Genomic DNA, 21,761 nt, shown 5'->3' on the forward strand with positions numbered 1-21,761 from the left:
TCAGGGTAGGGACAACCGACCACGCTCAGTCAGGTGAACTCCGAAATCTCCACCCAGATCTCCACCCGGGAAGCCACCCGGGACACCCCTCTCGGTGAACTGACCCTGCGCCTCAGCGCGACGCCGCGCGGGGCCCGCCTGGCCCGTCGCCTCACGGGTCACCAGCTCACCGCCTGGGGGCATCCGCACGGCGGCGACGCCAACCACACCGCGCAGCAGGTGGTCGCGGAGCTAGCCGCCAACGCCGTCACGCACGGACGCGTCCCGGGCCGGGACTTCGAGCTGCGGCTCCTTCTGCTCCCGGAGGACACGCTGCGTGTCGAGGTGAGCGACGCCCGCGCGGACCGGCGACTGCGGATCGTCACGGACCCGGAGGAGGAGGGCGGCCGGGGCCTGATCCTCGTCTGGGTGCTGGCCCGCACATGGGGTGTCGCGGAGCGGGACATCGGCAAGACGGTCTGGGCCGAACTGCCGCTCCGCGCCCCTCTCCGCGGCCCTCTTCACGGCAGGGCGACCTGAGGTGACCCCGAGGGAGAAGTTTCGGCCACCGCACGGCCCTTGACTTCACAAGAACCCTGCGCGACATTCCGGGCTCCGCACCCGAATCCGTCCATTCGTTCCCATCGTTCCCAGCCGGCTGGAGTGGCCATGAACACGAGCGCGGACCCTGCGAGACATGTCGGCCTTCCCTCCCGGAGGGCCGTGCTCGGCGCCTCCGCCGGCGCGGGTGCCGGGCTGGCACTGGCCGCCGTCGGCCGGGAGGCGGCCGCCGCCGACCTTCCCCTCCTCGGTACCTACGACGTCGTCGTCATCGGTTCAGGCGCCGCCGGGATGACCGCCGCGCTGACGGCGGCGAAGCGTGGGCTCAGCTGTGTCGTGGTCGAGAAGGCGCCGACGTTCGGTGGGTCGGCCGCCCGCTCGGGCGCCGGAGTCTGGATCCCCAACAACTCCGTCATCCTGTCCGCCGGGGTCCCGGACACGCCCGCCAAGGCGGCGGCCTATCTGGCCGCCGTCGTCGGGGCGGACGTCCCCGCCGACCGCCAGGCCGCCTTTCTCGCGCACGGGCCCGCCATGCTCTCCTTCGTCATGGCCAACAGCCCGCTGCGCTTCCGCTTCATGGACGGGTACAGCGACTACTACCCCGAGTTGCCGGGCGGGCTGCCCGGCGGCCGTTCCATCGAGCCCGACCAACTGGACGGCAACCTCCTCGGCGCCGAACTCGCCCGCCTCAACCCGCCGTACATGGCAGTGCCGGCAGGCATGGTCGTCTTCAGCGCGGACTACAAGTGGCTCGCGCTGGCCGCCGTGAGCGTCAAGGGGGCCGCCGTCGCCACCGAGTGTCTGGCGCGGGGGACCAGGGCGGCCCTGCTCGGGCAGAAGCCGCTCACCATGGGGCAGTCGCTGGCCGCAGGGCTGCGTGCCGGCCTGCTCGCCGCCCAGGTGCCGGTGTGGCTGAACACCCCGCTCACCGACCTGCTGGTCGAGGGCGGAGTGGTGACGGGGGCCGTCGTCGCGCGGGGCGGCGTGCCGGGACTCCTGCGGGCCCGGCGGGGTGTCGTCGTCGGCTCGGGCGGGTTCGAGCACAACGCGGCGATGCGGGCGCAGTACCAGCGGCAGCCGATCGGGACCGAGTGGACGGTCGGGGCGAAGGAGAACACGGGGGACGGGATACGCGCCGGTCAACGCGCGGGCGGGGCGCTGGCGCTGATGGACGACGCCTGGTGGGGACCCGCGATCCCGCTCCCCGGCGACCCCTACTTCTGCCTCGCCGAACGCACCCTTCCTGGCGGCCTGTTGGTGAACCAGGCCGGTGCCCGCTTCGTCAACGAGGCCGGCCCCTACAGCGACGTGGTGCACACGATGTACGACCGCGACCCCACCGCCCCCGACATCCCGGCGTGGCTGGTCGTCGACCAGAACTACCGCAACCGGTACCTCTTCAAGGACATCGCCCCGACCTTCGTACTCCCCGACGACTGGTACACCTCGGGAGCCGCGCACAAGGCCTGGACCCTCGACGCCCTCGCCGCCTCGATCGGCGTGCCGCCCGGCGCGCTCCGCACCACCGTCGACCGTTTCAACTCCCTCGCCCTGAAAGGCAGGGACACCGACTTCCAGCGCGGCGACAGCGCCTACGACCACTACTACACGGACCCCTCGGTGCTCCCCAGCTCCTGCCTGGCCCCCCTGTGGCTGCCCCCGTACCACGCCTTCCGCATCGTCCCCGGCGACCTCGGCACCAAGGGCGGCCTGCGCACGGACGCCAGGGCCCGCGTGCTGCGCGCAGACGGATCGACGATTCCCGGCCTGTACGCCGCCGGAAACGCCAGCGCCGCCGTCATGGGCCACAGCTACGCGGGCGCGGGTTCGACGATCGGCCCCGCGATGACCTTCGGCTACATCGCGGCCCTGCATCTCGCCGGGGGGCTCCAGTGACCTGAGCCGGAGACTCGGCCTCGAAGGCGCGTCGGCGTCGTGCGGGTCTGCGGGCGGCCCGGGGCTTCGTCAGCGGCTCTGCCGGATGTCCCGGACGGCGGCCTCGCTGTCGGGGTGGAGGGGGAAGATCTGGTCGAGGCCGACGATGCGCAGGACGCGCCGGGTGTTGGCCGGAACGCCGGCGAGTGCGATGTCCGCGTGGGCGGCGAGGGCGTGGTGGTGGGCGGCGATCAGCGCGGTGATGCCGCTGGAGTCGCAGAACTCCATGTCGGTCAGGTCCAGGATGAGGCGCTGGCCCGGCTGGAGGGTGAGCGTGGGGAGCAGTTCACGCAGCCGGCCCGCGTGGGCGTAGTCGAGGTCGCCGAGGATTTCCACGACGGGGCCGGTCACGGCGTCACGGGTGGTGATCTTCAGCGCGTTCATGGGGTGCTCTTCGTCGCCGGGTCGGCGGCGGGCACACCGAGGGCGAGCAGGGCGGTGTCGTCGTCGAGACCGTCGCCGAAGTCGTCCAGCAGACCGATCAGGGCCTCGACGACGGCTTGCGGGGACCGGCCGGCGTGCTTGGCGACGAAGTCGCGCAGCGCCTCGTCCCCGTACAGGCTGCCGCGGTCCTCGCCGGTGCGGGCCTCGGTGAGGCCGTCGGTGTAGAGCAGGAGGGTGTCGCCGGGGGCGAGGACGGTGGTGGCGGTGACGAAGCGGGCGTCGGGCAGGACACCGACGAGAAGACCGCCGGGGGTGGGCAGGAAGTCGGCCGTGCCGTCGGCCCGCAGGACGATGACCGGCGGATGGCCGCCCGAGGCGAGCCGGACGGCGACCTGCCCGGTTGCGGGGCCTGGTTCCAGAACGCCGAAGACGGCGGTGCAGTAGCGCGGGTCGCCGCTGCCCGAGTAACGCTCGTGCAGCACCTTGTTGAGGGTCGACAGGGCGGCGACCGGGTCGGAGTCGTGCACAGCGGCGGCGCGCAGGGTGTAGCGGGTCAGCGAGGTGACGGCGGCGGCCTGGGGGCCCTTGCCGCACACATCGCCGAGGAAGAAGGCGAAGCGTTCGCCGTCGACGGGGAAGACGTCGTAGAAGTCGCCGCCGAGCCGTTCGGGGGAGGCCGTGTGGTAGTGGGCGGCCGTCTCCATCCCGGGCACCCGCGGCAGGGTGGCGGGCAGCAGCGACTGCTGGAGCACGGCCAGCGCCTCCTGGAGCCGGGCGCGGTCCGCCTCCGCCTGTCTGCGCGCCTCCTCGGCAACCTTCCGGCCGCGCAGGAGTTCCTCCTCGTAGGCGCGGCGGTCCCGGGCGTCGAAGACGGTGGTGCGGATCAGCAGCGGCTCGCCGGTGGCGCCGTGCTTGACGACGGAGGAGACCAGTACGGGTATCCGGGCGCTGTCGGCCTGCTTCATCTCCAGCGCGATACCGCCGATCCTGCCCTGCATCCGCAGCAGCGGCGCGAAGTGCGTCTCGTGGTACAGCTTGCCGCCCACGGTCAGCAGGTCGGTGAACCGCATCCGTCCCACCACCGCGTTCCGCTCCAGGCCGAGCCAGGACAGCAGGGTGTTGTTGATCTTCGCTATGGTCCCGTCCATCAGCGTGGACAGGTATCCGCACGGCGCGCTCTCGTACAGCTCCTCGGCACCGTCCTCCAGCAGCGCGGCGAACGCCGCGTCCGATGTCTTCCCGTCGCCGGCGTCACCCGGGCCGGCCTGCTGTCCGGTGCGGCACATCACCGTAGACCTGCCAGGAAGCCGGTGATCGCCGCGTTGGTGGCCTCGGGCGCGGACAGGTGCGGGCAGTGCCCGGTGGCATCGAGGGTGACCAGCTTCGAGCCGGGGATCGCCCGGTGGACGAAGGCGCCGACCTCCCGGGGCGCGATGGCGTCCTGGGTGCATTCCAGCACCAGTGTCGGCACGCTCACGCGCTTCAGGTCGTCCCTGGAGTCCGACAGGAACGTGGCCCGGGCGAAGACGCGCGCCATCTCCGGGTCGGTGGCGCAGAAACTGTTCGTCAGCTCGTCACCGAGCTCGGGCCGCTCCGCGTTCCCCATGATCACCGGCGCCATCGCCGCCGACCAGCCCAGATAGTTCGACTCCAACGAGCCCAGCAGCTCGTCGATGTCCTCCGCACTGAATCCACCCCGGTAGCCCTCGTCGTCGATGTAACGCGGTGACGGAGCGACCATCACCAGCGCCCCGATGCGCTCCGGAGCCAGGCCGGCGGCCAGCACCCCGATCATCGCGCTGACCGAGTGCCCCACGAACACCGCGTCACGCAGGTCCAGCGCTTCGCACACCTCCACCACGTCCCGGGCATAGCCGTCGAGAGAGGCGTAGCGCTCCTCCGAGAACGCCGACGGATCCGAGCGGCCGGACCCCACGTAGTCGAACAGCACCACGCGGTAGTCCTCCGCGACCAGGGCGGGCACCGTGAGCCGCCACATGTTCTGATCACAGCCGAACCCGTGCGCCAGCACCACGGTCGGCCCCTGCGGGTTGCCGGTGACAGTGACGTTGTTCCTGCGATCGATGTCCATGCCTCCCATCCTCGCAAACCCCGGCCACCACTCCGGCACCGCTCCGAACCACCCTCGCCGGGGTCCCTTCCCGGCTTGCGGTGGGCCGTGAACGGTGCCGCTCGGGAGCGCCTACGCGTGCGTCCGCGCCGGCCTGCGGGCGACCAGGAGGGCCTGTGGCGTCGTCTCGCCGCTGTCGGTGTCCGCTTCGCGCACGGTGCGTGACAGCATCGCGAATCCGGCCGCCGTCAGCAGCTCGGCCATCCGCTCCGGGCGGCGGCGTTCGAAGTCGAGGGCGACCGGATGGCCCCAGGGGCGGTCGTGGCGGCGCGGTTCGTCGCCGACCTGGAAGCCGAGCAGGAGGTGGCCGCCGGGGGCGAGGACGCGGTGGAACTCGGTGAAGAGGGCGGGCAGCTCCTCCACCGGGGTGTGGATGGAGGAGTAGAAGGAGACGACCCCCGCCAGACCCCCGTCGGGCAGGTCCAGGTCGAGCATCGAGCCCTGCGCGAACGGGATCCCCGGGTTCTCGCGCCGCGCGATCGCCAGCATCGACTCCGACAGGTCGAGCCCGGACATCTCGAGCCCCAGCGCGGCGAGGAACCCCGTCGTCCGGCCGGGGCCGCACCCCAGGTCGGCGACCCGGCCACCGGCGCCGACGAGTTCGGCGTACGCCGTGAGAACGGCCCGCTCCAGCGGCCTCGCGGCGATTCCGTCGCGGAAGCGCTCGGCGTAGTCCTCGGCGACGGCGTCGTAGAAGGTGCGGGTGGCGGTGACGAAGGCCGGGGCGGTGGGGGCGGGAGGAGGAGTGGGAGTGGCGTCCGTGGTGTCGGTCATGGGCGGGGACCCTAGCGGCGCCCACTGACAACCGAAGGGGAGCCGGGCAAAAGGCAGGAGCCCCAGGGCCGGCAGTCAAAGGCAGGAGCCCCAGGGCCGGCAGGCAAAGGCAGGAGCCCCCTCAGGCAAAGGCAGGAGCCCCGTGCCGTACGGCACGGGGCTCCTTGGGTGCTGCTCTCAGACTTGCGATCTCAGGGTGTGAAGAATCAGGCGGGGGTGACGTTCTCCGCCTGGGGACCCTTCGGGCCCTGCGTCACGTCGAAGGAGACCTGCTGGTTCTCCTCGAGCGAGCGGAAACCCTGCGTGTTGATCGCGGAGTAGTGGACGAAGACGTCGGGGCCGCCGCCTTCTTGGGCGATGAAGCCAAAGCCCTTTTCGGCGTTGAACCACTTCACGGTTCCGGTAGCCATAAGCCCTCCTTGGGCCCAAAGGGTTGCCCTGCTCCAGAACCCTGCAAGCGTGAAAGCAAGTGCCGCACAACTGCATACGTCTGAATACGACAAGAGCCCGCGGTTACATGCTCCGCAGGCTCTGTACTGCAAGGGAAACCAAACTGCAACTTGCGGCGAGCCTAGCATGCAGGCAGCCGAAAGCAATAGAGGTCAAGATCACGTCACCCGGACGTTTGAAGATCCGCGGAAGAGGTTGACCGAGGGGGTGGAGTGCCCACGGTATCCGATGGGGTCTAGCCTCGCGATGTGGACAATTCTCGCACCCGGCCGCGCGTCGGCCACATCCAGTTCCTCAACTGCCTGCCCCTCTACTGGGGGCTCGCGAGAACCGGCACCCTCCTCGACTTCGAGCTGACGAAGGACACCCCGGAGAAGCTCAGCGAGCGACTGGTCCGGGGTGATCTCGACATCGGGCCCATCACCCTGGTCGAGTTCCTCAAGAACGCCGACGACCTGATCGCCTTCCCCGACATCGCCGTCGGCTGCGACGGCCCGGTGATGTCCTGCGTGATCGTCTCCCAGGTCCCGCTGGAGGAGCTGGACGGCGCCCGGGTCGCCCTCGGCTCGACCTCCCGCACCTCCGTGCGCCTGGCCCAGCTGCTGCTGGCCGACCGCTTCGGGGTCCGGCCCGACTACTACACCTGCCCGCCCGACCTCAGCCTGATGATGCAGGAGGCCGAGGCGGCCGTACTCATCGGCGACGCGGCGCTGCGGGCCAACCTGCTGGACGGGCCCAGGTTCGGTCTGCAGGTGCACGACCTCGGGGCGCTCTGGAAGGAGTGGACCGGCCTGCCGTTCGTCTTCGCGGTGTGGGCGGCCCGCCGCGAGTACCTGGAGCGCGAGCCGGTCATCACCCGCAAGGTCCACGAGGCCTTCATCGAGTCCCGCAACCTCTCCCTGGACGAGGTCGGCAAGGTCGCCGAGCAGGCGGCCCGCTGGGAGGAGTTCGACGAGCACGTGCTCGAGCAGTACTTCACCACCCTCGACTTCCGCTTCGGCGGCCCCCAGCTGGAGGCCGTGACCGAGTTCGCCCGCCGCGTCGGTCCGACCACGGGCTTCCCGGCGGACGTCAAGGTGGAGCTGCTCCGGCCCTAGCCACGGCACTACGCTGCTGCCGAGTCCAATGGGGGCCCGCGGGGCGCCTTTCGGGGGAAGGGTGGACATTCATGCAGCCGCTCGGAGTCGACGAACCGACGACCGTGGGGCCCTACCGGCTGCTCGGCCGGCTCGGCTCCGGCGGGATGGGCCGCGTCTACCTGGGCCGCAGCGCCGGTGGCCGCACGGTCGCCGTGAAGATCGTGCACCCGCATCTCGCGCTCGACGAGGAGTTCCGGGCCCGTTTCCGGCGCGAGGTCGATGCCGCGCGGCGGGTCGGCGGCGCGTGGACCGCGCCGGTACTGGACGCCGACCCGGAGGCCACGGTGCCCTGGGTCGCCACGGGTTACGCCGCCGGTCCGTCGCTGGCCGCGGCGGTCACCTCCGGCGGCCCGCTGCCCGAGACCTCCGTACGGGTGCTGGGCGCAGGCCTCGCGGAGGCGCTGGCGACCGTGCACGGGCTGGGCCTGGTGCACCGGGACGTGAAGCCGTCCAACGTCCTGCTGACGGTGGACGGCCCGCTGCTGATCGACTTCGGCATCGCCCGGGCGACCGACGGCACGGCCTCGCTCACCTCGACCGGCGTCTCGGTCGGCTCGCCCGGCTACATGGCCCCCGAGCAGATCCTCGGCAAGGTCGCGTCCGGCGCGGCCGATGTCTTCTCCCTCGGCGCGGTGCTGGCCTACGCGGCGACCGGCCTGCCTCCGTTCCCCGGGGACTCCTCGGCCGCCCTCCTCTACAGGGTCGTCCACGAGCAGCCGGAGCTGGGTGAGCCGGACGGCGCGCTGCGGGGTGACCTGCGGGCGGTGGTCGAGGCCTGCCTCGCCAAGGACCCGGCCGTCCGACCGGCCCCCGCCGAGGTGGCCCGACGGCTCGCCCCCGAGGGCGCGGCCCGGCTGGTGGCGGGCGGGTGGCTGCCGGGCGCGCTGGTGGAGCAACTGGGGCGGAGCGCCGTACAGCTGCTGAACCTGGAGGGGACGGGGGCCGGTGCGGAGCCGGTCGCGTCCGGTCCGGTGGGATTCAGCAGCCCGGCGGTGACGGCGGGGGAACCGGCGGTGAGACTGGGGGAGTTCGGCCCGCCGCCGGTGATGGGCGGCGGTGCCGGGGGCGCAACCGGTGCCGGGTTCGCCGGGTTCGCCGGGGGTGCGGCCACTCCGGTCGACGAGCCGGGTCTCGTCCCCGCGCCGAGGGACGCCGGACCGGCGACGCCCGCGGCCGAACGGCCCGGCAGGGTCTCCGTCACCGTGGCGGCCACCGCGGCTCCGGGGGAGGGCGGGCGCGGGCGGCGACTGAGCTGCACCGTCGCGCTGGCGGTCGCGGGAGCGATGGCGGCGGTCACGGTCGGCTCGGTGTTCCTGTTCCGCATGCTGCCGGGCGACGGCGACCGGAACGACGGCGCCGCCAGCGGCGCCCACTCCTCGGCGCCGACGGTCGGTTCGACCTCCGGCCCGGCCGCCTCGGCGGCGCCCACCGCCCTCCCGGCCCGCTATGTCGGCACCTGGGAGGGCCAGGGCAGCGGCCTCGACGGCACGCTTCCGATGGGCACCTTCCGGGTGACGGTCCAACAGGCGGACGTGGGCGAGAAGTTGGGTGAGCTGCGGCAGACCGACGCGCTCGGCGGCATCTGTGTCGACCTCCTGACGCTGAAGCAGGTGACGGCGAAGGACGTCGTCGCCACCTCGGTCGGGGCGAAGAGCAATCACGCCGGTTGCAACCCGGAGGCCCACACGATCCGGCTCACCCCGACCGGCGACGACCTGACCTACAGCTCGGACAGCGCGGCGGAGGGCAACCCGGTGGCGCGGATGTCGAAGGTCGGGTAGTCGGGTGGTGGGTCTTCGGGTGGTCGGGTGGTGGGTCGTCGGGTCGTCGGGTGGTCGAGCAGCGGGCTCGGGGGAGCGGGCCGGCTGAGGAGACTGCGCGAGAAGGGCAGGGTCCCTAAGATCCCTGTCGATGACCACACCTCCCAGTGACCTGGCGCTGATCGCCGGCGCTGTGCTGTGGGGCGCGATGGCGGGTGCGCTGCTGCCGCGGGCCGTCTACCGGTTCTCCGTGCCGTGGGAGGAGAGGGACGGCGGCTGGCGGGCGAGCTGCCCGGGCGGGCACCCGATCCGGGGGTGGCTCGGGCGGGCGGGATGCGACCGGTGCGCCGAGGCGGGCGCTCCCTCACCCGCCCCGGGCACTCCCTCATACGCCCCGGGCACTCCCTCATACGCCCCGGGCACACACTCGTACGGCCCGGGCACACACTCGTACGGCCCGGGCGCCCCGCGCTACGCCGTCCTCACCGCTCTCGTGTGTGCCGCGCTCGCCGCCGCCACCGGCCCGCGGCCCGAGCTCGCCGTCTGGCTGCTGCTCGCGCCGGTCGGGGTGCTGCTGACCGCCGTCGACCTGCGGGTGCGCCGGCTGCCCGATCCGCTCACCCTCCCGCTCGCGGCCGCCGCCCTCGTCCTGCTGGGCGCGGCCGCGCTGCTGCCCGAGCACGCCGGTGACTGGACGACCGCGCTGCTGGGCGCGTCGGCCCTCGGCGGCGGCTATCTCGTGCTGCATCTCGTCAACCCCGGCGGCATGGCCTACGGCGATGTGAAGCTGGCGCTCCCGGCGGGCGCCGTCCTCGGCTGGTACGGCTGGGCGACGCTCATGCTGGGCACGTTCGCCGCGTTCCTGCTCGGGGCGCTGTACGGCGGTGCGCTGGTTGTCGTGGGACGGGCGGGACGCAAGACGACGATCGCGTTCGGGCCGTTCATGCTCGCGGGGACCTTCGCCGGGCTGCTGATCGGCGCCTACGCGGCCTGACGCCCGGGTGCCGAGACGGCTGGCGTAGGCTGGCTCGGTCCGCCCACACCCCCTGACGAAAGGGACGTTCCGGTGCCCGAGAAGGCCGACCTCCAGTCTGTGCTCGACCGTGCCGCGGACGGCGGGCGGATCACCCCGGAAGAGGCCCTCGACCTCTACCGCGACGCCCCGCTGCACGCGCTCGGCGCCGCCGCCGACGCCGTACGCCGCCGTCTGTACGCGGGGACCGAGCACATCGCCACGTACATCATCGAGCGGAACATCAACTACACGAACGTGTGCGTCACGGCGTGCAGGTTCTGCGCGTTCTACGCGGCCCCGAAGGACACCGCCAAGGGCTGGACGCGCGACCTCGACGACATCCTGCGGCGGTGCGCCGAGACCGTCGAACTCGGCGGTACGCAGATCATGTTCCAGGGCGGTCACCACCCGGACTACGGCGTCGAGTACTACGAGAAGCACTTCGCGGCCATCAAGGAGGCGTTCCCGCAGCTGGTGATCCACTCGCTGGGGGCGTCCGAGATCGAGCACATGGCGCGGATCTCGAAGGTGCCGGTCGAGGAGGCCATCGCCCGGATCCACGCCGCCGGTCTCGACTCCTTCGCCGGCGCCGGTGCCGAGCTGCTCCCCGCCCGCCCCCGCAAGGCCATCGCCCCGCTCAAGGAGTCCGGCGAGCGCTGGCTGGAGATCATGGAGATCGCGCACGGGCTGGGCGTCGAGTCGACGTCCACCATGCTGATGGGCACCGGCGAGACCAACGCCGAGCGCATCGAGCACCTGCGGATGATCCGTGACGTGCAGGACCGGACGGGCGGCTTCCGGGCCTTCATCCCGTACACGTACCAGCCCGAGAACAACCACCTGAAGGGCCGCACCCAGGCGACCCTCTTCGAGTACCTGCGGATGATCGCGATCGCCCGTCTGTTCCTCGACAACGTCCGCCACATCCAGGGCTCCTGGCTGACGACGGGCAAGGAGGTCGGCCAGCTCTCCCTGCACTACGGCGCCGACGACCTCGGCTCGATCATGCTGGAGGAGAACGTGGTCTCCTCGGCCGGAGCCAAGCACCGCTCCAACCGCCTCGAGATCATCGACCTGATCCGGAAGGCGGGCCGGGTCCCGGCCCAGCGCGCGACGACGTACGAGCACCTCCTCGTGCACGACGACCCGGCGAACGACCCGGTGGACGAGCGGGTCATGTCCCACATCTCGTCGACCGCGATCGCCGGCGGCACGGCCCACCCCGAACTCAAGCTCCTGGCTTCCAACTAGCCCCCGACCGGTTTCCGAACAGCCTTCGCATGCTGACGATTCACGCGGACTCCAAGGGCCGGGCGCTCGCCGTCCAGGGCGCGTGGATCGCCGACGCCGGGTCGCTGGACGAGCTCGTCGCCGCGTATCCGTCGGCGCGGGTGCGTCAGTGGCCCGGCATCCTGACGCCCGGTCTCGTCAACCCGCACGGCACGGAGCTGCTGGAGGCGGCCTACCACCCCGACCCGCGCGAGGCCGGTGAACTGGGCACCGAGCCGCTGACCGGGGACGCGCTCAGGGCACTGGCTCCGGACGACGCCCGGTGGGGGGCCAGCGCCCGGCGCGGGGTGCAGCGCATGCTGGCCCACGGCACGGTCGCGGCGGCCTGCGGGGAACTGCGCCGACGTGCGGTGCGGGACGCCTTGGCCCGCTCCGGCCTGGCGGTCGTGGGCCGGTCCGCCCCGCACCCCGGCGGGGTGCCCTCGCTCGACCCGTACGCCTGCGGCCTGCCGGTGGAGTTCGCCCCGCCCAGGGAACGGGGCTCCGCCGCCCGCTTCGCCGTCTTCGACGTGCCCGACGAGGCGGCCCTGTCGACCCGGGGCGCGGGAACCTGCGTGGCCACGGTGATCGAGGGCCGCCTGCTGTACCGACGGCGCTGACAGCGGCGCCCCTTCGGGGGGCGGGGCTGTGACATCGTGCGGCTCCGCCGCGCGGGCGCGACCAGCCACGACGAACCGGCGGCCGGCACCTGGCCGACGAACCCGTGCTCTATTCCGAGAACGCCTCCGCGAACGCCCCGTTCTCCTGCTCGACCCCGCTGCAGTTGGTCAGCGCGTCATCCGCGGCGGAGCCTTCCTCGCACTGCTGATCGCGGAACGTCGACCACATGGACACCCAGGAGATGCCCTTCTCCTCGGCGAACGTCCGCACCTGCGCCGCGTCCGAGAGCGAGAACGTCTCGTTGGCGACGTCGTTGGTGCCGATCATCGAGGTGAGCGCCATGCCCTTCCAGGCGCCGGCGTCCGTCGTCCCGAAGACCTTCTTGAGCTGCGCCTGCGCGGCCGTCGCCGAGGTGATCGCGTAGCCGCCCATGTCGCCGGCGTACGACTCGCCGTAGTTCATCGTCATGAGGTTGACGGTGGAGACCTGGACGTCGTACTTGTTCGCGGACGTCAGCAGCGCCAGGCTGTCGGAGTCCAGCCCGGAGGGCATCACCGGGAGGGTGAAGGAGACCTCCAGGTCCGGGCGTTCCTTCTGGAGCGCCGCGATCGCCTGGGAACGCAGGGCGACCGAGGCGGAGTCGGTCAGTTCGTCGCCCTCGATGTCGAAGTCGGCCTGTGTGGAGCCCGCCGCGTCGAGCGCCTCGCCGTACGCCTGAGCGAGCTCCGACGCACTGTCACAGGTGGCCGCCAACTCCTTGCCCGAGGCCCCGCCGAAGGAGACGCGCGCGGTGGCGCCCGACTGGGTCAGCGCCGAGACGCGGGACTTCACCGCGGAGTCGCCGATGGCGTTCGTACCGTTCCACTTCGGCGTACAGCCGCTGCCGCCGGCGATGACGAACGCCAGGTTGTACGTCGTCGGCGAACCGGCCGAGTCGTTGTCATCCGCCTCCACCGCGCTCACGTACGGCGCGTAGGAGGTGCCGGTACTGGACGAGCCGGCACTGGCCGATGGCGAGGGACTACTGCTCGCCTGCTTGCTTGCCGCGGGTGGTGCCGCGTCCGACGTGCTGTCGGAACCCGCGGAGCATCCCGTCACGGCCAGGGTAAACAGGCAGGTGACCCCGGCCGTCGGCATCAGGAAACTCCTCATTGCGTATGCACCCGCTTTCGTGATTTCTGTCTCAGCACGGAAACAAAGCGCGTTTCCGAAATGGAAATGTCTCACATGTGGGCGGATCGCGCGGGAACAGTGGACACACAGACAGTTCATGGAGGTAAGCGCGCAAAAGGTGATATGCATCCGCCCAAAAGGGATGTTCAACCCTCCCATGACGGGCAGGCGCCGCGCAGGAGTTTTGGGGATCTCTCAGGGAAGAGACAGGTTCACGCGTTTCTCATGGGTGTCTCACAAGCAGCACAGAGTTTGTGCCACATAAAGGCTCTCTAATATCCGTGGAATGCAATCCGAGCCTGCCATCGAAAGCCGTGCCGCCGCTCGCGGCAGCCGTCGCAGCCGCAAACGTGACGACGCCTCCGCCGAGGGGCCCGTGTTCGTTGACAACTCCGGACGCAGGTCCAAGCTGCTGCGCCGGATCGGTCTCCTCATGGGGGTCGGCTGTCTTGTGTACGCCGTGGTCCTCGGCGCCGCCTTCATGGGCTGGGGCACCTCCCTGGCCCCGTCCTCGCTGCTGCCGTTCGGCAACGGAGGCCCGCCCGGCGCCCAGAACTCCGGCCCCGGCGGCTACCAGCCGCAGGGCGGTGTCGGCACCCCGCCCTCGAGGCCCACCGGCACCCCGCCCACGGGCGTCGCCACCGGCGAGCCGCCGAGCTCCGCCCCGACCGCGACCGCCTCGGCGGCCGCGGCCGCCAACTGACCGGAGCGCAGCCACTCCCATGACGACCACCAGTACCTCCCGCGGCCGCCGCCGCGCCCCGACCCGCATGTCGCGGGCGGCGGGCAAGGCCGCGGCGCTTCAGAAACCGCGAGTCATCCTCGCCCTGCTGCTTCTGCTCGCGCTGACCAGCGTGATGCTCCTCGACGGCTATCTGCGCGCCGAGGTCGGCGGGGACCAGCGGGTGCGCACCGGGGCCAGCGCCAACAAGGTGCCCAACAAGGTCCTCGACGGCGGCCCGATCCTGACCTTCCAGGGCGGCCAGGCCACGACTCTCTCGGTGCCGGACAAGACGATCGCGCTGACCTTCGACGACGGCCCGAACCCGACCTGGACCCCCCAGGTGCTGGAGATCCTCCAGAAGTACGACGTGCCCGGCACGTTCTTCCTGGTGGGCTCGATGGTGTCGCGCTACCCGAGCATCGTGAAGGACATGGTCGAGGAGGGCAACGAGGTGGGCATCCACACCTTCACCCACGTCGACCTCTCCTACCAGTCCGACGCCCGCGTCGACCGTGAGATGGAGCAGACCCAGCTCGCCCTCGCGGGTGCGGCCGGCATCACGACGACGCTCTTCCGCGCCCCGTACTCCTCCGAGGCGGACGCCATCGACAACTACAGCTGGCCCGTCTACGAGAAGCTCGGCCAGGACGGTTACACCAGTGTCTTCGTCGACACGGACAGCGACGACTGGAAGAAGCCGGGCGTCTCGAAGATCATCAAGTGGGCCACGCCGGAGGACGGCAAGGGCGCGTCGGTGCTCTTCCACGACGCGGGTGGCGAGCGCTCGCAGACGATCAAGGCGCTGCCGACGTACATCAAGAAGATGAAGGCCGCGGGCTACACCTTCACCACCATCAGCGGCGTGATGCAGGAGCAGAACGCCGCGGCCAGGCAGGCCTCCGGCACGGGTCAGCAGGCCGCGGGTACGGCCGCGGGTGCCGCCGGTACCGGCACCGGGACGACGGGAACCCAGGGAGCGACCGGCGGGCAGCCCGGCACCGCGCCCAACGGTGAGAGCGGGATCGGCACCGGCGGGACCGGCGGCAACGGCGGGACCATCAACCGTCTCCAGGCCGCGCACCGCGAGGCCTCCGGCGTGACCCTCTACGAGGGCAAGGCCCTCATCGCGGCGGTCACCCTCGCCGAGTGGACCGTCCCGACGCTTTCGGTGGGGCTGATGATCGTCGGCGTGGCCGTCATGGGCCGGTTCGGGATGATGCTGATCCTGGCCCGCCGGCACTACAGAAAGCGCAACAAGCGCCGCTTCAGCTGGGGGCCGACGATCACCCGGCCGGTCAGCGTGATCGTTCCGGCGTACAACGAGAAGGAGTGCATCGCCAACACCCTCAAGTCGCTGGCGAAGAGCACCCACCCGATCGAGGTCATCGTCGTGGACGACGGTTCGACGGACGACACGTCCGAGATCTCGCGCGAGGCGGCGAGGGCCCTCGGCATGACGAACGTCCGCGTCATCCGGCAGGACAACGCGGGCAAGCCGGCCGCCCTCAACAACGGTGTCCGCAGCGCCAGTTACGACATCGTCGTGATGATGGACGGCGACACGGTCTTCGAGCCCGACGCCGTGCACCAGCTCGTGCAGCCCTTCGCCGACGCCGACGTCGGCGCGGTCGCGGGCAACGCCAAGGTCGGCAACCGCGACACGATCATCGGCGCCTGGCAGCACATCGAGTACGTGATGGGCTTCAACCTCGACCGCCGCATGTACGACCTGCTGCGCTGCATGCCGACCATCCCGGGCGCGATCGGCGCGTTCCGCCGCGATGCCGTGCTCGAGGTCGGCGGGATGAGCGAGGACACCCTCGCCGAGGACACCGACATCACCATCGCCATGCACCGCGCGGGCTGGCAGGTCGTCTATCAGGAGCACGCCAAGGCCTGGACCGAGGCACCCGGCTCCCTGAAGCAGCTGTGGTCCCAGCGCTACCGCTGGTCCTACGGCACCATGCAGGCGCTGTGGAAGCACCGCAAGTCCCTCACGGACAGGGGCCCTTCGGGTCGCTTCGGCCGTGTGGGCATGCCGCTCGTGGTCCTCTTCCAGATCATCACGCCGGTCTTCGCCCCGCTCATCGACGTGTTCACCGTCTACTCGATGATCTTCGTCGACTTCCAGGCGGCCCTGCTGGCCTGGCTGGCGGTACTCGGCGTCCAGCTGGGCTGCGCGGCCTACGCCTTCCGCCTGGACCGCGAGAAGTACCGCTATCTGCTGATGATGCCGCTCCAGCAGCTGGCCTACCGCCAGATGATGTACCTCGTCCTCATCCACTCCTGCATCACCGCTCTCACCGGCGGCCGCCTGCGCTGGCAGAAACTGAAGCGCACCGGCGAGGTCGGCACCCCGGCCGGGGTGGGCTGATGAGCTGGGAGCAGCAGGGACCCGGGCAGGGCGAGGGGTACGGACAGGGCCAGGTGCAGGGGCAGGGCCAGGGGTACGGGCAGCCGTCGTCGTACCCGTACGGGTCTGACGGGTACGGGTCCGACGGGTACGGGCAACAGCCGCAGCAGTACCCGCAACAGCCGTATCCACAGCAGCCGTATCCACAGCAGTACGTGCAGCAGCCCCATGCGCAGCAGCCGTATGCGCAGGAGTACGCGCAGCACGCGGAGTTCACCGCATACGGGCAGGGCGGTGTCGTCGACCAGACGGCGCCCCTGCCCGTGGTGGACCCGGACACCGGCCCGGCCCCTGACACGGCCCCGGTTCCGGACCCGGTTCCGGTGCAGGACTCGGCCCAGGGGCTGGAACCCGCTCAGGAGCCGGAGGCCCAGGCGTCCGTCACCGAGGGTGTGACGGAGGGACCCCCGTCCTCCTCCAGGCCGGCCGCCCCCCAGCGGGACCGCTACTTCGACACGCTCCGAGCCCTCGCGCTCATCCGCGTCGTCGCGTACCACACCTTCGGCTGGGCCTGGGCGGGCATGGTCTTCCCCTCCATGGGGATCATGTTCGGCCTGGCCGGCACCCTGATGGCGAAGTCCCTGGAGCGTCCGGCGCTGAAGGTGGTGAAGAGCCGCCTCCGCCGGCTTCTTCCCCCCTTCTGGTTCTGGGGCGTCTTCGTCGTCCTGGCGATGCTGATCCATGACTGGATACCGGGCTGGGAGATCGTCTACTGGGTCGTGCCGCTGGGCGACCCGCCGGGCAACGCCTGGGGCCAGCAGGCCTGGGAGATCCTCTGGTACCTGCGGACCTATCTGTGGTTCGTGCTGCTCTCCCCGCTCCTGCTCCGGCTGTTCCGGCTCGCCCCGGTTCCCGTGCTGGCGCTCTCCCTCGCGCCGATCCTGGTGCTGACCTTCGTCTGGGCGGGCCCGGACAACCGCGTCGGCACCGCGATGTGGGACCTGTCGACGTACCTCTTCTGCTGGATGCTCGGCTTCGCGCACCGCGACGGCGTCCTCCAGCGGATGAAGCCGGCCCTGGTGGTCGTGGTGTCGCTCGTGGCGATCGGGTTCGGCGGCTGGTACGCCTTCACGCACCAGGCCGAGTTCGGCACCTACGACCTGGACGAGGACCCCCTAGCGCAGGCCTTCTGGTCGGCGGGCTTCGTCATGCTGCTGATGTGGGCGAAGGCGTACTTCGGGATCGACTTCGCCTGGCTGACCCGCTTCCGGCGCACGAACCGGATCGTCACCGTCTTCAACGCGCGCGCGGTGACGATCTACCTCTGGCACGAGATCGCCCTGATCCTGGCCGTACCGCTGATCGACCGATTCTGGGACATCCCCGCGTTCGAGACCTACCTGCCGCTGGAGAGCCAGTGGTTCATGTTCGGGGTGGGCTGGCTGCTGATCGCGCTGTTCGTGCTGCTCTGCGGGTGGGTCGAGGACGTCGCGGCACGGAAGAGGCCGAGGCTCCTGCCGTGAGCCGGTGAGGGCGGGGCTGCCACAATGGGCGGGTGACCCGTGCTTCCCTGAACAAGCAGCCCCACGAAGTCGCCTCGATGTTCGACCGCGTGGCGGAACGGTACGACCTGACCAACGACGTCCTGTCGCTCGGACAGGACCGGAGGTGGCGCAAGGAGGTCGCCAGGGCGGTCGACGCCCGCCCCGCCCAGAAGGTCCTGGACCTCGCCGCGGGCACGGCGACGTCCTCCCTTCCCTTCGCGCAGACCGGCGCCTACGTCGTCCCCTGCGACTTCTCCCTCGGCATGCTCCAGGTCGGGAAGAAGAACCACGGCTGGCTGCCGTTCACGGCCGGGGACGCCACCAGGCTGCCCTTCAAGGACGACGTGTTCGACGCCGTCACCATCTCCTTCGGCCTGCGCAACGTGCAGGACTTCGACGCCGGGCTGCGCGAGATGTACCGGGTGACCCGGCCCGGCGGACGCGTGGTGATCTGCGAGTTCTCGCACCCGACCTGGGCGCCCTTCCGGACCGTCTACACCGAGTACCTGATGCGCGCCCTGCCCCCGGTCGCCCGCGCGGTCTCCTCGAACCCGGACGCCTACGTCTACCTCGCCGAGTCCATCCGCGCCTGGCCCGACCAGCCCGCACTCGCCGAGCACCTGCGCAAGGCCGGCTGGTCGAAGGTCGCCTGGCGCAACCTGACGGGCGGCGTGGTGACCCTGCACCGGGGCTTCAAGAAGGCCTGAGGCGCGGTACGACCGGTTCCGGCCGCGTCACGGGCCACGGGTCACGGGCCACGGGTCACGGGTCACGGGCCACAGGAATCGTGACCGTGACCGCGACCCGCACCGTCGCTGCCACTGTCACCTGGTGATCACCTGGTGATCGCCTCGAAGGGATGCCCGGGCCGGTCCAGCTCGCCCGCGCCCGCGCCCCCGCCGCCTTCCCCCTCGCCGAAGTCGAACCACACGGTGACCACGGTGCCTCGCGGCACCTCGGCACACGCACTTCGGGTGTTTTGGGTGGTATGAACACAGATGCCACCCCCAGCGGTACTGGAAGGGCAGCCGCCCGGGGCGCCGTCCGGAAGCGCACGGTGTCTTTCTGTAGCCAACGGCTACGGAAGGTCACGGAGTGGTCGAGTGACGGCAGGTCCCACGCAAGGCACTTCCGGCAGCCGCGGTCACCCCGCCAGAGCACTGTCCACGGTCACCGTGCGAGCACCGGCCCGCCAGCCGCGCTCACCGTGCGAGCACCGGCCCGCCAGCCGCGGTCACCGCGTGCGCACCGGCTGGCAGCCGCGCTCACCGGGCGTGCACCGGCCCGGCAGCCGCGCTCACCGAAGCACCGGCCCGCCAGCCGCGCTGGGCGGCCGCGGTCACCGTGCCGAAGCACCGGCCCGGCAACTGCGCTCACCACGCGAGGCGGTAGCAGCGCCCCTCCCGCTTCGGCTCCGGTGTCGTGAAGACCTCCGCGAGCCGCATGCCCAGCCGCTCCGTGACGGCGATGGACCGTGCGTTGCGCGCGTCGACCATGGCCACCACCCCGGGCACCCCGGCGGCCCGCACCCGCTCCAGCGTCATCTGCGCGGCCGCCGTCACATAACCCTGCCCCCAGTGCTCCCGGCCGAGCCGCCACCCGATCTCGATCTCGCCCTTGGGACCCCACTCCTGAGGCCACGGCTGGGCGCCCGTGAACCCGATGACCCGGTCGTCGCGGTCCAGCATCGTCCACAGACAGAAACCGCGCTCCGCGTCGTGCCGGCGCTGCCGGGCGGTGAGTTCCTCGTAGGCGGACAGCTCCGCGGACCGTCCGCCGTGGAACTCCATCACGTCCGGGTCGTCGAAGACCCGGTGCCAGGTGACCGCGTCCTCGTCCGTGGGGACACGCAGCCGTACTACGGGGAGAGCTCGGTTCACGGGGCAGCCCTTCAGCCGGGTGATCAATTCTGCTGAATAGACTGCCCATGTCCAGTGCCGGTCGGCACGAAGATTCCGAACTTGGGGAGATCCCGCCGTGACCGTCGTGAACGAGCCCCTCTCCGAAAACACCGCCGATGTGATCGTCGTCGGCGCGGGGCCGAGCGGCTCCACGACCGCGTACTACCTCGCCAAGGCCGGACTCGACGTACTCCTCCTGGAGAAGACCGAGTTCCCGCGCGAGAAGGTGTGCGGCGACGGCCTCACCCCACGAGCCACCAAGCAGCTCGTGGCCATGGGCATCGACATCTCCGAGGAGGCCGGCTGGCTGCGCAACAAGGGCCTGCGCATCATCGGCGGCGGCGTCCGCCTCCAGCTCGACTGGCCGGATCTCGCCTCCTTCCCCGACTACGGACTCGTCCGCAAGCGGGACGACTTCGACGAGCAGCTCGCCCGCCAGGCCCAGAAGGCGGGCGCCCGCCTGTACGAGCGCTGCAACGTCGGCGCCCCGGTCATGGACGACCGCACCGGCCACATCATCGGCGTGCACGCCAAGCTGGGCGAGGAGAAGCGCGAAGTGACCTTCCGTGCTCCGCTCGTGGTGGCCGCCGACGGCAACTCCAGCCGCCTCTCGCTGGCGATGGGCCTGTACCGCCGCGAGGACCGTCCGATGGGCGTCGCGGTCCGCACCTACTTCACCTCGCCGCGCCACGAGGACGACTACCTGGAGTCGTGGCTGGAACTGTGGGACCGCCGGGGCCCGGGCGAGGACCGTCTGCTGCCCGGCTACGGCTGGATCTTCGGCATGGGCGACGGGACGTCGAACGTCGGCCTGGGCGTGCTGAACACCTCCGACTCCTTCAAGGAGCTCGACTGGCGCGAGGTCCTCAAGGCCTGGTGCGCGTCCATGCCGGAGGACTGGGGTTACACCCCCGAAAACATGACCGGCCCGATCCGTGGCGCCGCCCTCCCCATGGCCTTCAACCGCAAGCCCCACTACACCAAGGGCCTGCTGCTGGTCGGCGACGCCGGCGGCCTGGTGAACCCCTTCAACGGCGAGGGCATCGCCTACGCCATGGAGTCCGGGCAGATCGCCGCCGACGTCATCGTCCAGGCCCATGCCCGCGCCACCCCCGGACAGCGTGAACTGGCCCTCCAGCGTTACCCGAGGGTCCTCGCGGACACCTACGGCGGCTACTACACGCTGGGCCGCGCCTTCGTGAAGCTGATCGGCAACCCGAAGGTCATGAAGATCGCGGCCCAGCGCGGCCTGACCCACCCCTTGCTGATGAAGTTCACCCTGAAGATGCTCGCGAACCTCACGGATCCCACGGGCGGCGACGCGATGGACCGCATCATCAACGGCCTGAGCAAGGTGGCGCCCAAGGCCTGAGCGTCAGGAGGTGAGCGCCTCCTGTCTGGCGGCCCGGCGCGCGAGGACCTCCTCCCGCCGGTCCGCCACCTGCCGAAGCGCCTGCTTCCTCGCCCTCGTGGGGAGCCGGTCCAGGTAGACCCGGCCGTTCAGATGGTCGCTCTCGTGCTCCAGGCACCTCGCGAAGTACCCCCGCCCCTCGACGACGAGCGGGCGCCCCTCCCGGTCGTACCCGCGCACCACGGCCCGGTCCGGTCGCGGTACGTCCATGACGGCGCCCGGCACCGACAGACATCCCTCGCCCTCGTCGAGCAGACGTCGCCCGGCCGGCTCGAGTCCGTCCAGCACCGGATTGACAAGGTGTCCGACATGTCGGGCACCTTCGTCGTCCCGGCAGTCGTAGACGAACAGCCGCAGGTCGACACCGACCTGGTTGGCCGCCAGGCCGGCTCCTTCGGCGACGTACATGGTGAGGAACATGTCGTCGATGAGCGCGGCCAGATCCGGGCCGAACTCGGTGACGTCCCGGCAGGGCTTGTGCAGCACCGCTTCACCGACCTCGGTGACACGCCGAACCGAGCCGCGCCGGGCCTCGGGCGCGAGCGGGGGGTACGAGGCGACGGGCCGCCCCTGGACGAACACGCTTGGCATGGCGCTCTCTCCTTCAACTCGTGTGCGGGCCGCGGAGTTCCGCGAC

20 protein-coding genes and 1 pseudogene are annotated in these 21,761 nt (G+C 71.0%); 12 read left to right on the forward strand and 9 right to left on the reverse strand.

Annotation, left to right across the window (positions count from 1 at the left end):
* The first annotated feature begins 33 nt into the window (after positions 1-33).
* Positions 34-519, forward strand: coding sequence for an ATP-binding protein (locus ACFWBB_RS08650; RefSeq protein ID WP_385268537.1), 486 nt, complete (start codon positions 34-36; stop codon positions 517-519).
* A 129-nt stretch (positions 520-648) separates the two neighbouring features.
* On the forward strand, positions 649-2,436 hold the full coding sequence (gene kstD, locus ACFWBB_RS08655) for a 3-oxosteroid 1-dehydrogenase (RefSeq protein ID WP_385268539.1): 1,788 nt from the start codon (positions 649-651) through the stop codon (positions 2,434-2,436).
* Between the two features lie 69 nt (positions 2,437-2,505).
* Here the strand turns inward: kstD and ACFWBB_RS08660 are convergent, their stop codons facing one another.
* The 5 genes from ACFWBB_RS08660 to ACFWBB_RS08680 all read right to left on the reverse strand — a co-directional run bounded on the left by ACFWBB_RS08660 (position 2,506) and on the right by ACFWBB_RS08680 (position 6,174).
* The gene (locus ACFWBB_RS08660) at positions 2,506-2,859 is read right to left on the reverse strand and encodes an STAS domain-containing protein (RefSeq protein ID WP_385268541.1); all 354 of its coding nucleotides are present in this window, start codon (positions 2,857-2,859) and stop codon (positions 2,506-2,508) included.
* Positions 2,856-4,145 carry a PP2C family protein-serine/threonine phosphatase gene (locus ACFWBB_RS08665; RefSeq protein WP_385268543.1) on the reverse strand — a complete coding sequence of 430 codons (1,290 nt, stop codon included), beginning with the start codon at positions 4,143-4,145 and terminating at the stop codon, positions 2,856-2,858. Before ACFWBB_RS08665 ends, ACFWBB_RS08660 begins: the two co-directional genes overlap by 4 nt.
* A complete protein-coding gene (locus ACFWBB_RS08670; protein WP_385268545.1) occupies positions 4,145-4,951 on the reverse strand; it encodes an alpha/beta fold hydrolase in 807 nt (268 codons plus the stop codon). Before ACFWBB_RS08670 ends, ACFWBB_RS08665 begins: the two co-directional genes overlap by 1 nt.
* Before the next feature lie 111 nt (positions 4,952-5,062).
* The gene (locus ACFWBB_RS08675) at positions 5,063-5,764 is read right to left on the reverse strand and encodes a class I SAM-dependent DNA methyltransferase (protein WP_385268547.1); all 702 of its coding nucleotides are present in this window, start codon (positions 5,762-5,764) and stop codon (positions 5,063-5,065) included.
* A 206-nt stretch (positions 5,765-5,970) separates the two neighbouring features.
* On the reverse strand, positions 5,971-6,174 hold the full coding sequence (locus ACFWBB_RS08680) for a cold-shock protein (RefSeq protein ID WP_385268549.1): 204 nt from the start codon (positions 6,172-6,174) through the stop codon (positions 5,971-5,973).
* A 288-nt stretch (positions 6,175-6,462) separates the two neighbouring features.
* Between ACFWBB_RS08680 and ACFWBB_RS08685 the strand changes: the two genes are divergently transcribed.
* The 5 genes from ACFWBB_RS08685 to ACFWBB_RS08705 all read left to right on the forward strand — a co-directional run bounded on the left by ACFWBB_RS08685 (position 6,463) and on the right by ACFWBB_RS08705 (position 12,017).
* On the forward strand, positions 6,463-7,311 hold the full coding sequence (locus ACFWBB_RS08685) for a menaquinone biosynthetic enzyme MqnA/MqnD family protein (protein WP_385268551.1): 849 nt from the start codon (positions 6,463-6,465) through the stop codon (positions 7,309-7,311).
* Between the two features lie 71 nt (positions 7,312-7,382).
* Positions 7,383-9,134 carry a protein kinase gene (locus ACFWBB_RS08690; RefSeq protein ID WP_385268553.1) on the forward strand — a complete coding sequence of 584 codons (1,752 nt, stop codon included), beginning with the start codon at positions 7,383-7,385 and terminating at the stop codon, positions 9,132-9,134.
* Between the two features lie 130 nt (positions 9,135-9,264).
* The gene (locus tag ACFWBB_RS08695; protein WP_385268555.1) at positions 9,265-10,107 is read left to right on the forward strand and encodes a prepilin peptidase; all 843 of its coding nucleotides are present in this window, start codon (positions 9,265-9,267) and stop codon (positions 10,105-10,107) included.
* 72 nt (positions 10,108-10,179) lie between these two features.
* Complete coding sequence (gene mqnC, locus ACFWBB_RS08700; protein WP_385268557.1) at positions 10,180-11,379, forward strand: cyclic dehypoxanthinyl futalosine synthase; 1,200 nt, start codon at positions 10,180-10,182, stop codon at positions 11,377-11,379.
* Between the two features lie 29 nt (positions 11,380-11,408).
* Positions 11,409-12,017, forward strand: a complete 609-nt coding sequence (locus ACFWBB_RS08705; protein ID WP_385268559.1) for a hypothetical protein — start codon at positions 11,409-11,411, stop codon at positions 12,015-12,017.
* Positions 12,018-12,126: 109 nt separating this feature from the next.
* Here ACFWBB_RS08705 and ACFWBB_RS08710 read toward each other — a convergent pair whose 3' ends face one another.
* Positions 12,127-13,170 (reverse strand): chitinase, encoded by a 1,044-nt coding sequence (locus ACFWBB_RS08710; RefSeq protein WP_385268561.1) that lies wholly within the window; start codon positions 13,168-13,170, stop codon positions 12,127-12,129.
* A gap of 307 nt (positions 13,171-13,477) precedes the next feature.
* On the opposite strand from ACFWBB_RS08710, the gene ACFWBB_RS08715 reads away from it, so the two are divergent.
* Genes ACFWBB_RS08715 through ACFWBB_RS08730 form a run of 4 tightly spaced genes read left to right on the forward strand, consistent with a single transcriptional unit; the run spans position 13,478 to position 18,519 of the window.
* Positions 13,478-13,894 carry a hypothetical protein gene (locus ACFWBB_RS08715; RefSeq protein WP_385268563.1) on the forward strand — a complete coding sequence of 139 codons (417 nt, stop codon included), beginning with the start codon at positions 13,478-13,480 and terminating at the stop codon, positions 13,892-13,894.
* A gap of 19 nt (positions 13,895-13,913) precedes the next feature.
* Complete coding sequence (locus tag ACFWBB_RS08720; RefSeq protein WP_385268565.1) at positions 13,914-16,289, forward strand: bifunctional polysaccharide deacetylase/glycosyltransferase family 2 protein; 2,376 nt, start codon at positions 13,914-13,916, stop codon at positions 16,287-16,289.
* Positions 16,289-17,791 (forward strand): acyltransferase family protein, encoded by a 1,503-nt coding sequence (locus tag ACFWBB_RS08725; protein ID WP_385268567.1) that lies wholly within the window; start codon positions 16,289-16,291, stop codon positions 17,789-17,791. Before ACFWBB_RS08720 ends, ACFWBB_RS08725 begins: the two co-directional genes overlap by 1 nt.
* 32 nt (positions 17,792-17,823) lie before the next feature.
* Positions 17,824-18,519 (forward strand): demethylmenaquinone methyltransferase, encoded by a 696-nt coding sequence (locus tag ACFWBB_RS08730; RefSeq protein WP_385268569.1) that lies wholly within the window; start codon positions 17,824-17,826, stop codon positions 18,517-18,519.
* A 128-nt stretch (positions 18,520-18,647) separates the two neighbouring features.
* On the opposite strand, the pseudogene ACFWBB_RS08735 reads toward ACFWBB_RS08730, so the two are convergent.
* Both ACFWBB_RS08735 and ACFWBB_RS08740 read right to left on the reverse strand, forming a co-directional pair.
* A pseudogene (locus ACFWBB_RS08735) lies at positions 18,648-18,770 on the reverse strand (serine/threonine kinase); the annotation flags it as partial.
* A 415-nt stretch (positions 18,771-19,185) separates the two neighbouring features.
* Positions 19,186-19,692 (reverse strand): GNAT family N-acetyltransferase, encoded by a 507-nt coding sequence (locus tag ACFWBB_RS08740; protein WP_385268571.1) that lies wholly within the window; start codon positions 19,690-19,692, stop codon positions 19,186-19,188.
* Between the two features lie 97 nt (positions 19,693-19,789).
* Between ACFWBB_RS08740 and ACFWBB_RS08745 the strand changes: the two genes are divergently transcribed.
* Positions 19,790-21,085, forward strand: coding sequence for a geranylgeranyl reductase family protein (locus tag ACFWBB_RS08745; protein WP_385268573.1), 1,296 nt, complete (start codon positions 19,790-19,792; stop codon positions 21,083-21,085).
* Between the two features lie 3 nt (positions 21,086-21,088).
* On the opposite strand, the gene def is transcribed toward ACFWBB_RS08745, so the two are convergent.
* On the reverse strand, positions 21,089-21,715 hold the full coding sequence (def, locus tag ACFWBB_RS08750; protein ID WP_385268575.1) for a peptide deformylase: 627 nt from the start codon (positions 21,713-21,715) through the stop codon (positions 21,089-21,091).
* Positions 21,716-21,761: the final 46 nt, after the last annotated feature.

It is taken from the genome of Streptomyces sp. NPDC060000, assembly GCF_042737375.1.
GTDB lineage: Bacteria > Actinomycetota > Actinomycetes > Streptomycetales > Streptomycetaceae > Streptomyces.

Excerpts from the sequence above, each read along its gene's own strand:
- kstD (WP_385268539.1), top strand. The coding sequence starts at position 649 with ATGAACACGAGCGCGGACCCTGCGAGACATGTCGGCCTTCCCTCCCGG.
- ACFWBB_RS08660 (WP_385268541.1), bottom strand. The coding sequence starts at position 2,859 with ATGAACGCGCTGAAGATCACCACCCGTGACGCCGTGACCGGCCCCGTC.
- ACFWBB_RS08665 (WP_385268543.1), bottom strand. The coding sequence starts at position 4,145 with ATGTGCCGCACCGGACAGCAGGCCGGCCCGGGTGACGCCGGCGACGGG.
- ACFWBB_RS08670 (WP_385268545.1), bottom strand. The coding sequence starts at position 4,951 with ATGGACATCGATCGCAGGAACAACGTCACTGTCACCGGCAACCCGCAG.
- ACFWBB_RS08675 (WP_385268547.1), bottom strand. The coding sequence starts at position 5,764 with ATGACCGACACCACGGACGCCACTCCCACTCCTCCTCCCGCCCCCACC.
- ACFWBB_RS08680 (WP_385268549.1), bottom strand. The coding sequence starts at position 6,174 with ATGGCTACCGGAACCGTGAAGTGGTTCAACGCCGAAAAGGGCTTTGGC.
- ACFWBB_RS08690 (WP_385268553.1), top strand. The coding sequence starts at position 7,383 with ATGCAGCCGCTCGGAGTCGACGAACCGACGACCGTGGGGCCCTACCGG.
- ACFWBB_RS08695 (WP_385268555.1), top strand. The coding sequence starts at position 9,265 with ATGACCACACCTCCCAGTGACCTGGCGCTGATCGCCGGCGCTGTGCTG.
- ACFWBB_RS08705 (WP_385268559.1), top strand. The coding sequence starts at position 11,409 with ATGCTGACGATTCACGCGGACTCCAAGGGCCGGGCGCTCGCCGTCCAG.
- ACFWBB_RS08710 (WP_385268561.1), bottom strand. The coding sequence starts at position 13,170 with ATGAGGAGTTTCCTGATGCCGACGGCCGGGGTCACCTGCCTGTTTACC.
- ACFWBB_RS08715 (WP_385268563.1), top strand. The coding sequence starts at position 13,478 with ATGCAATCCGAGCCTGCCATCGAAAGCCGTGCCGCCGCTCGCGGCAGC.
- ACFWBB_RS08720 (WP_385268565.1), top strand. The coding sequence starts at position 13,914 with ATGACGACCACCAGTACCTCCCGCGGCCGCCGCCGCGCCCCGACCCGC.
- ACFWBB_RS08725 (WP_385268567.1), top strand. The coding sequence starts at position 16,289 with ATGAGCTGGGAGCAGCAGGGACCCGGGCAGGGCGAGGGGTACGGACAG.
- def (WP_385268575.1), bottom strand. The coding sequence starts at position 21,715 with ATGCCAAGCGTGTTCGTCCAGGGGCGGCCCGTCGCCTCGTACCCCCCG.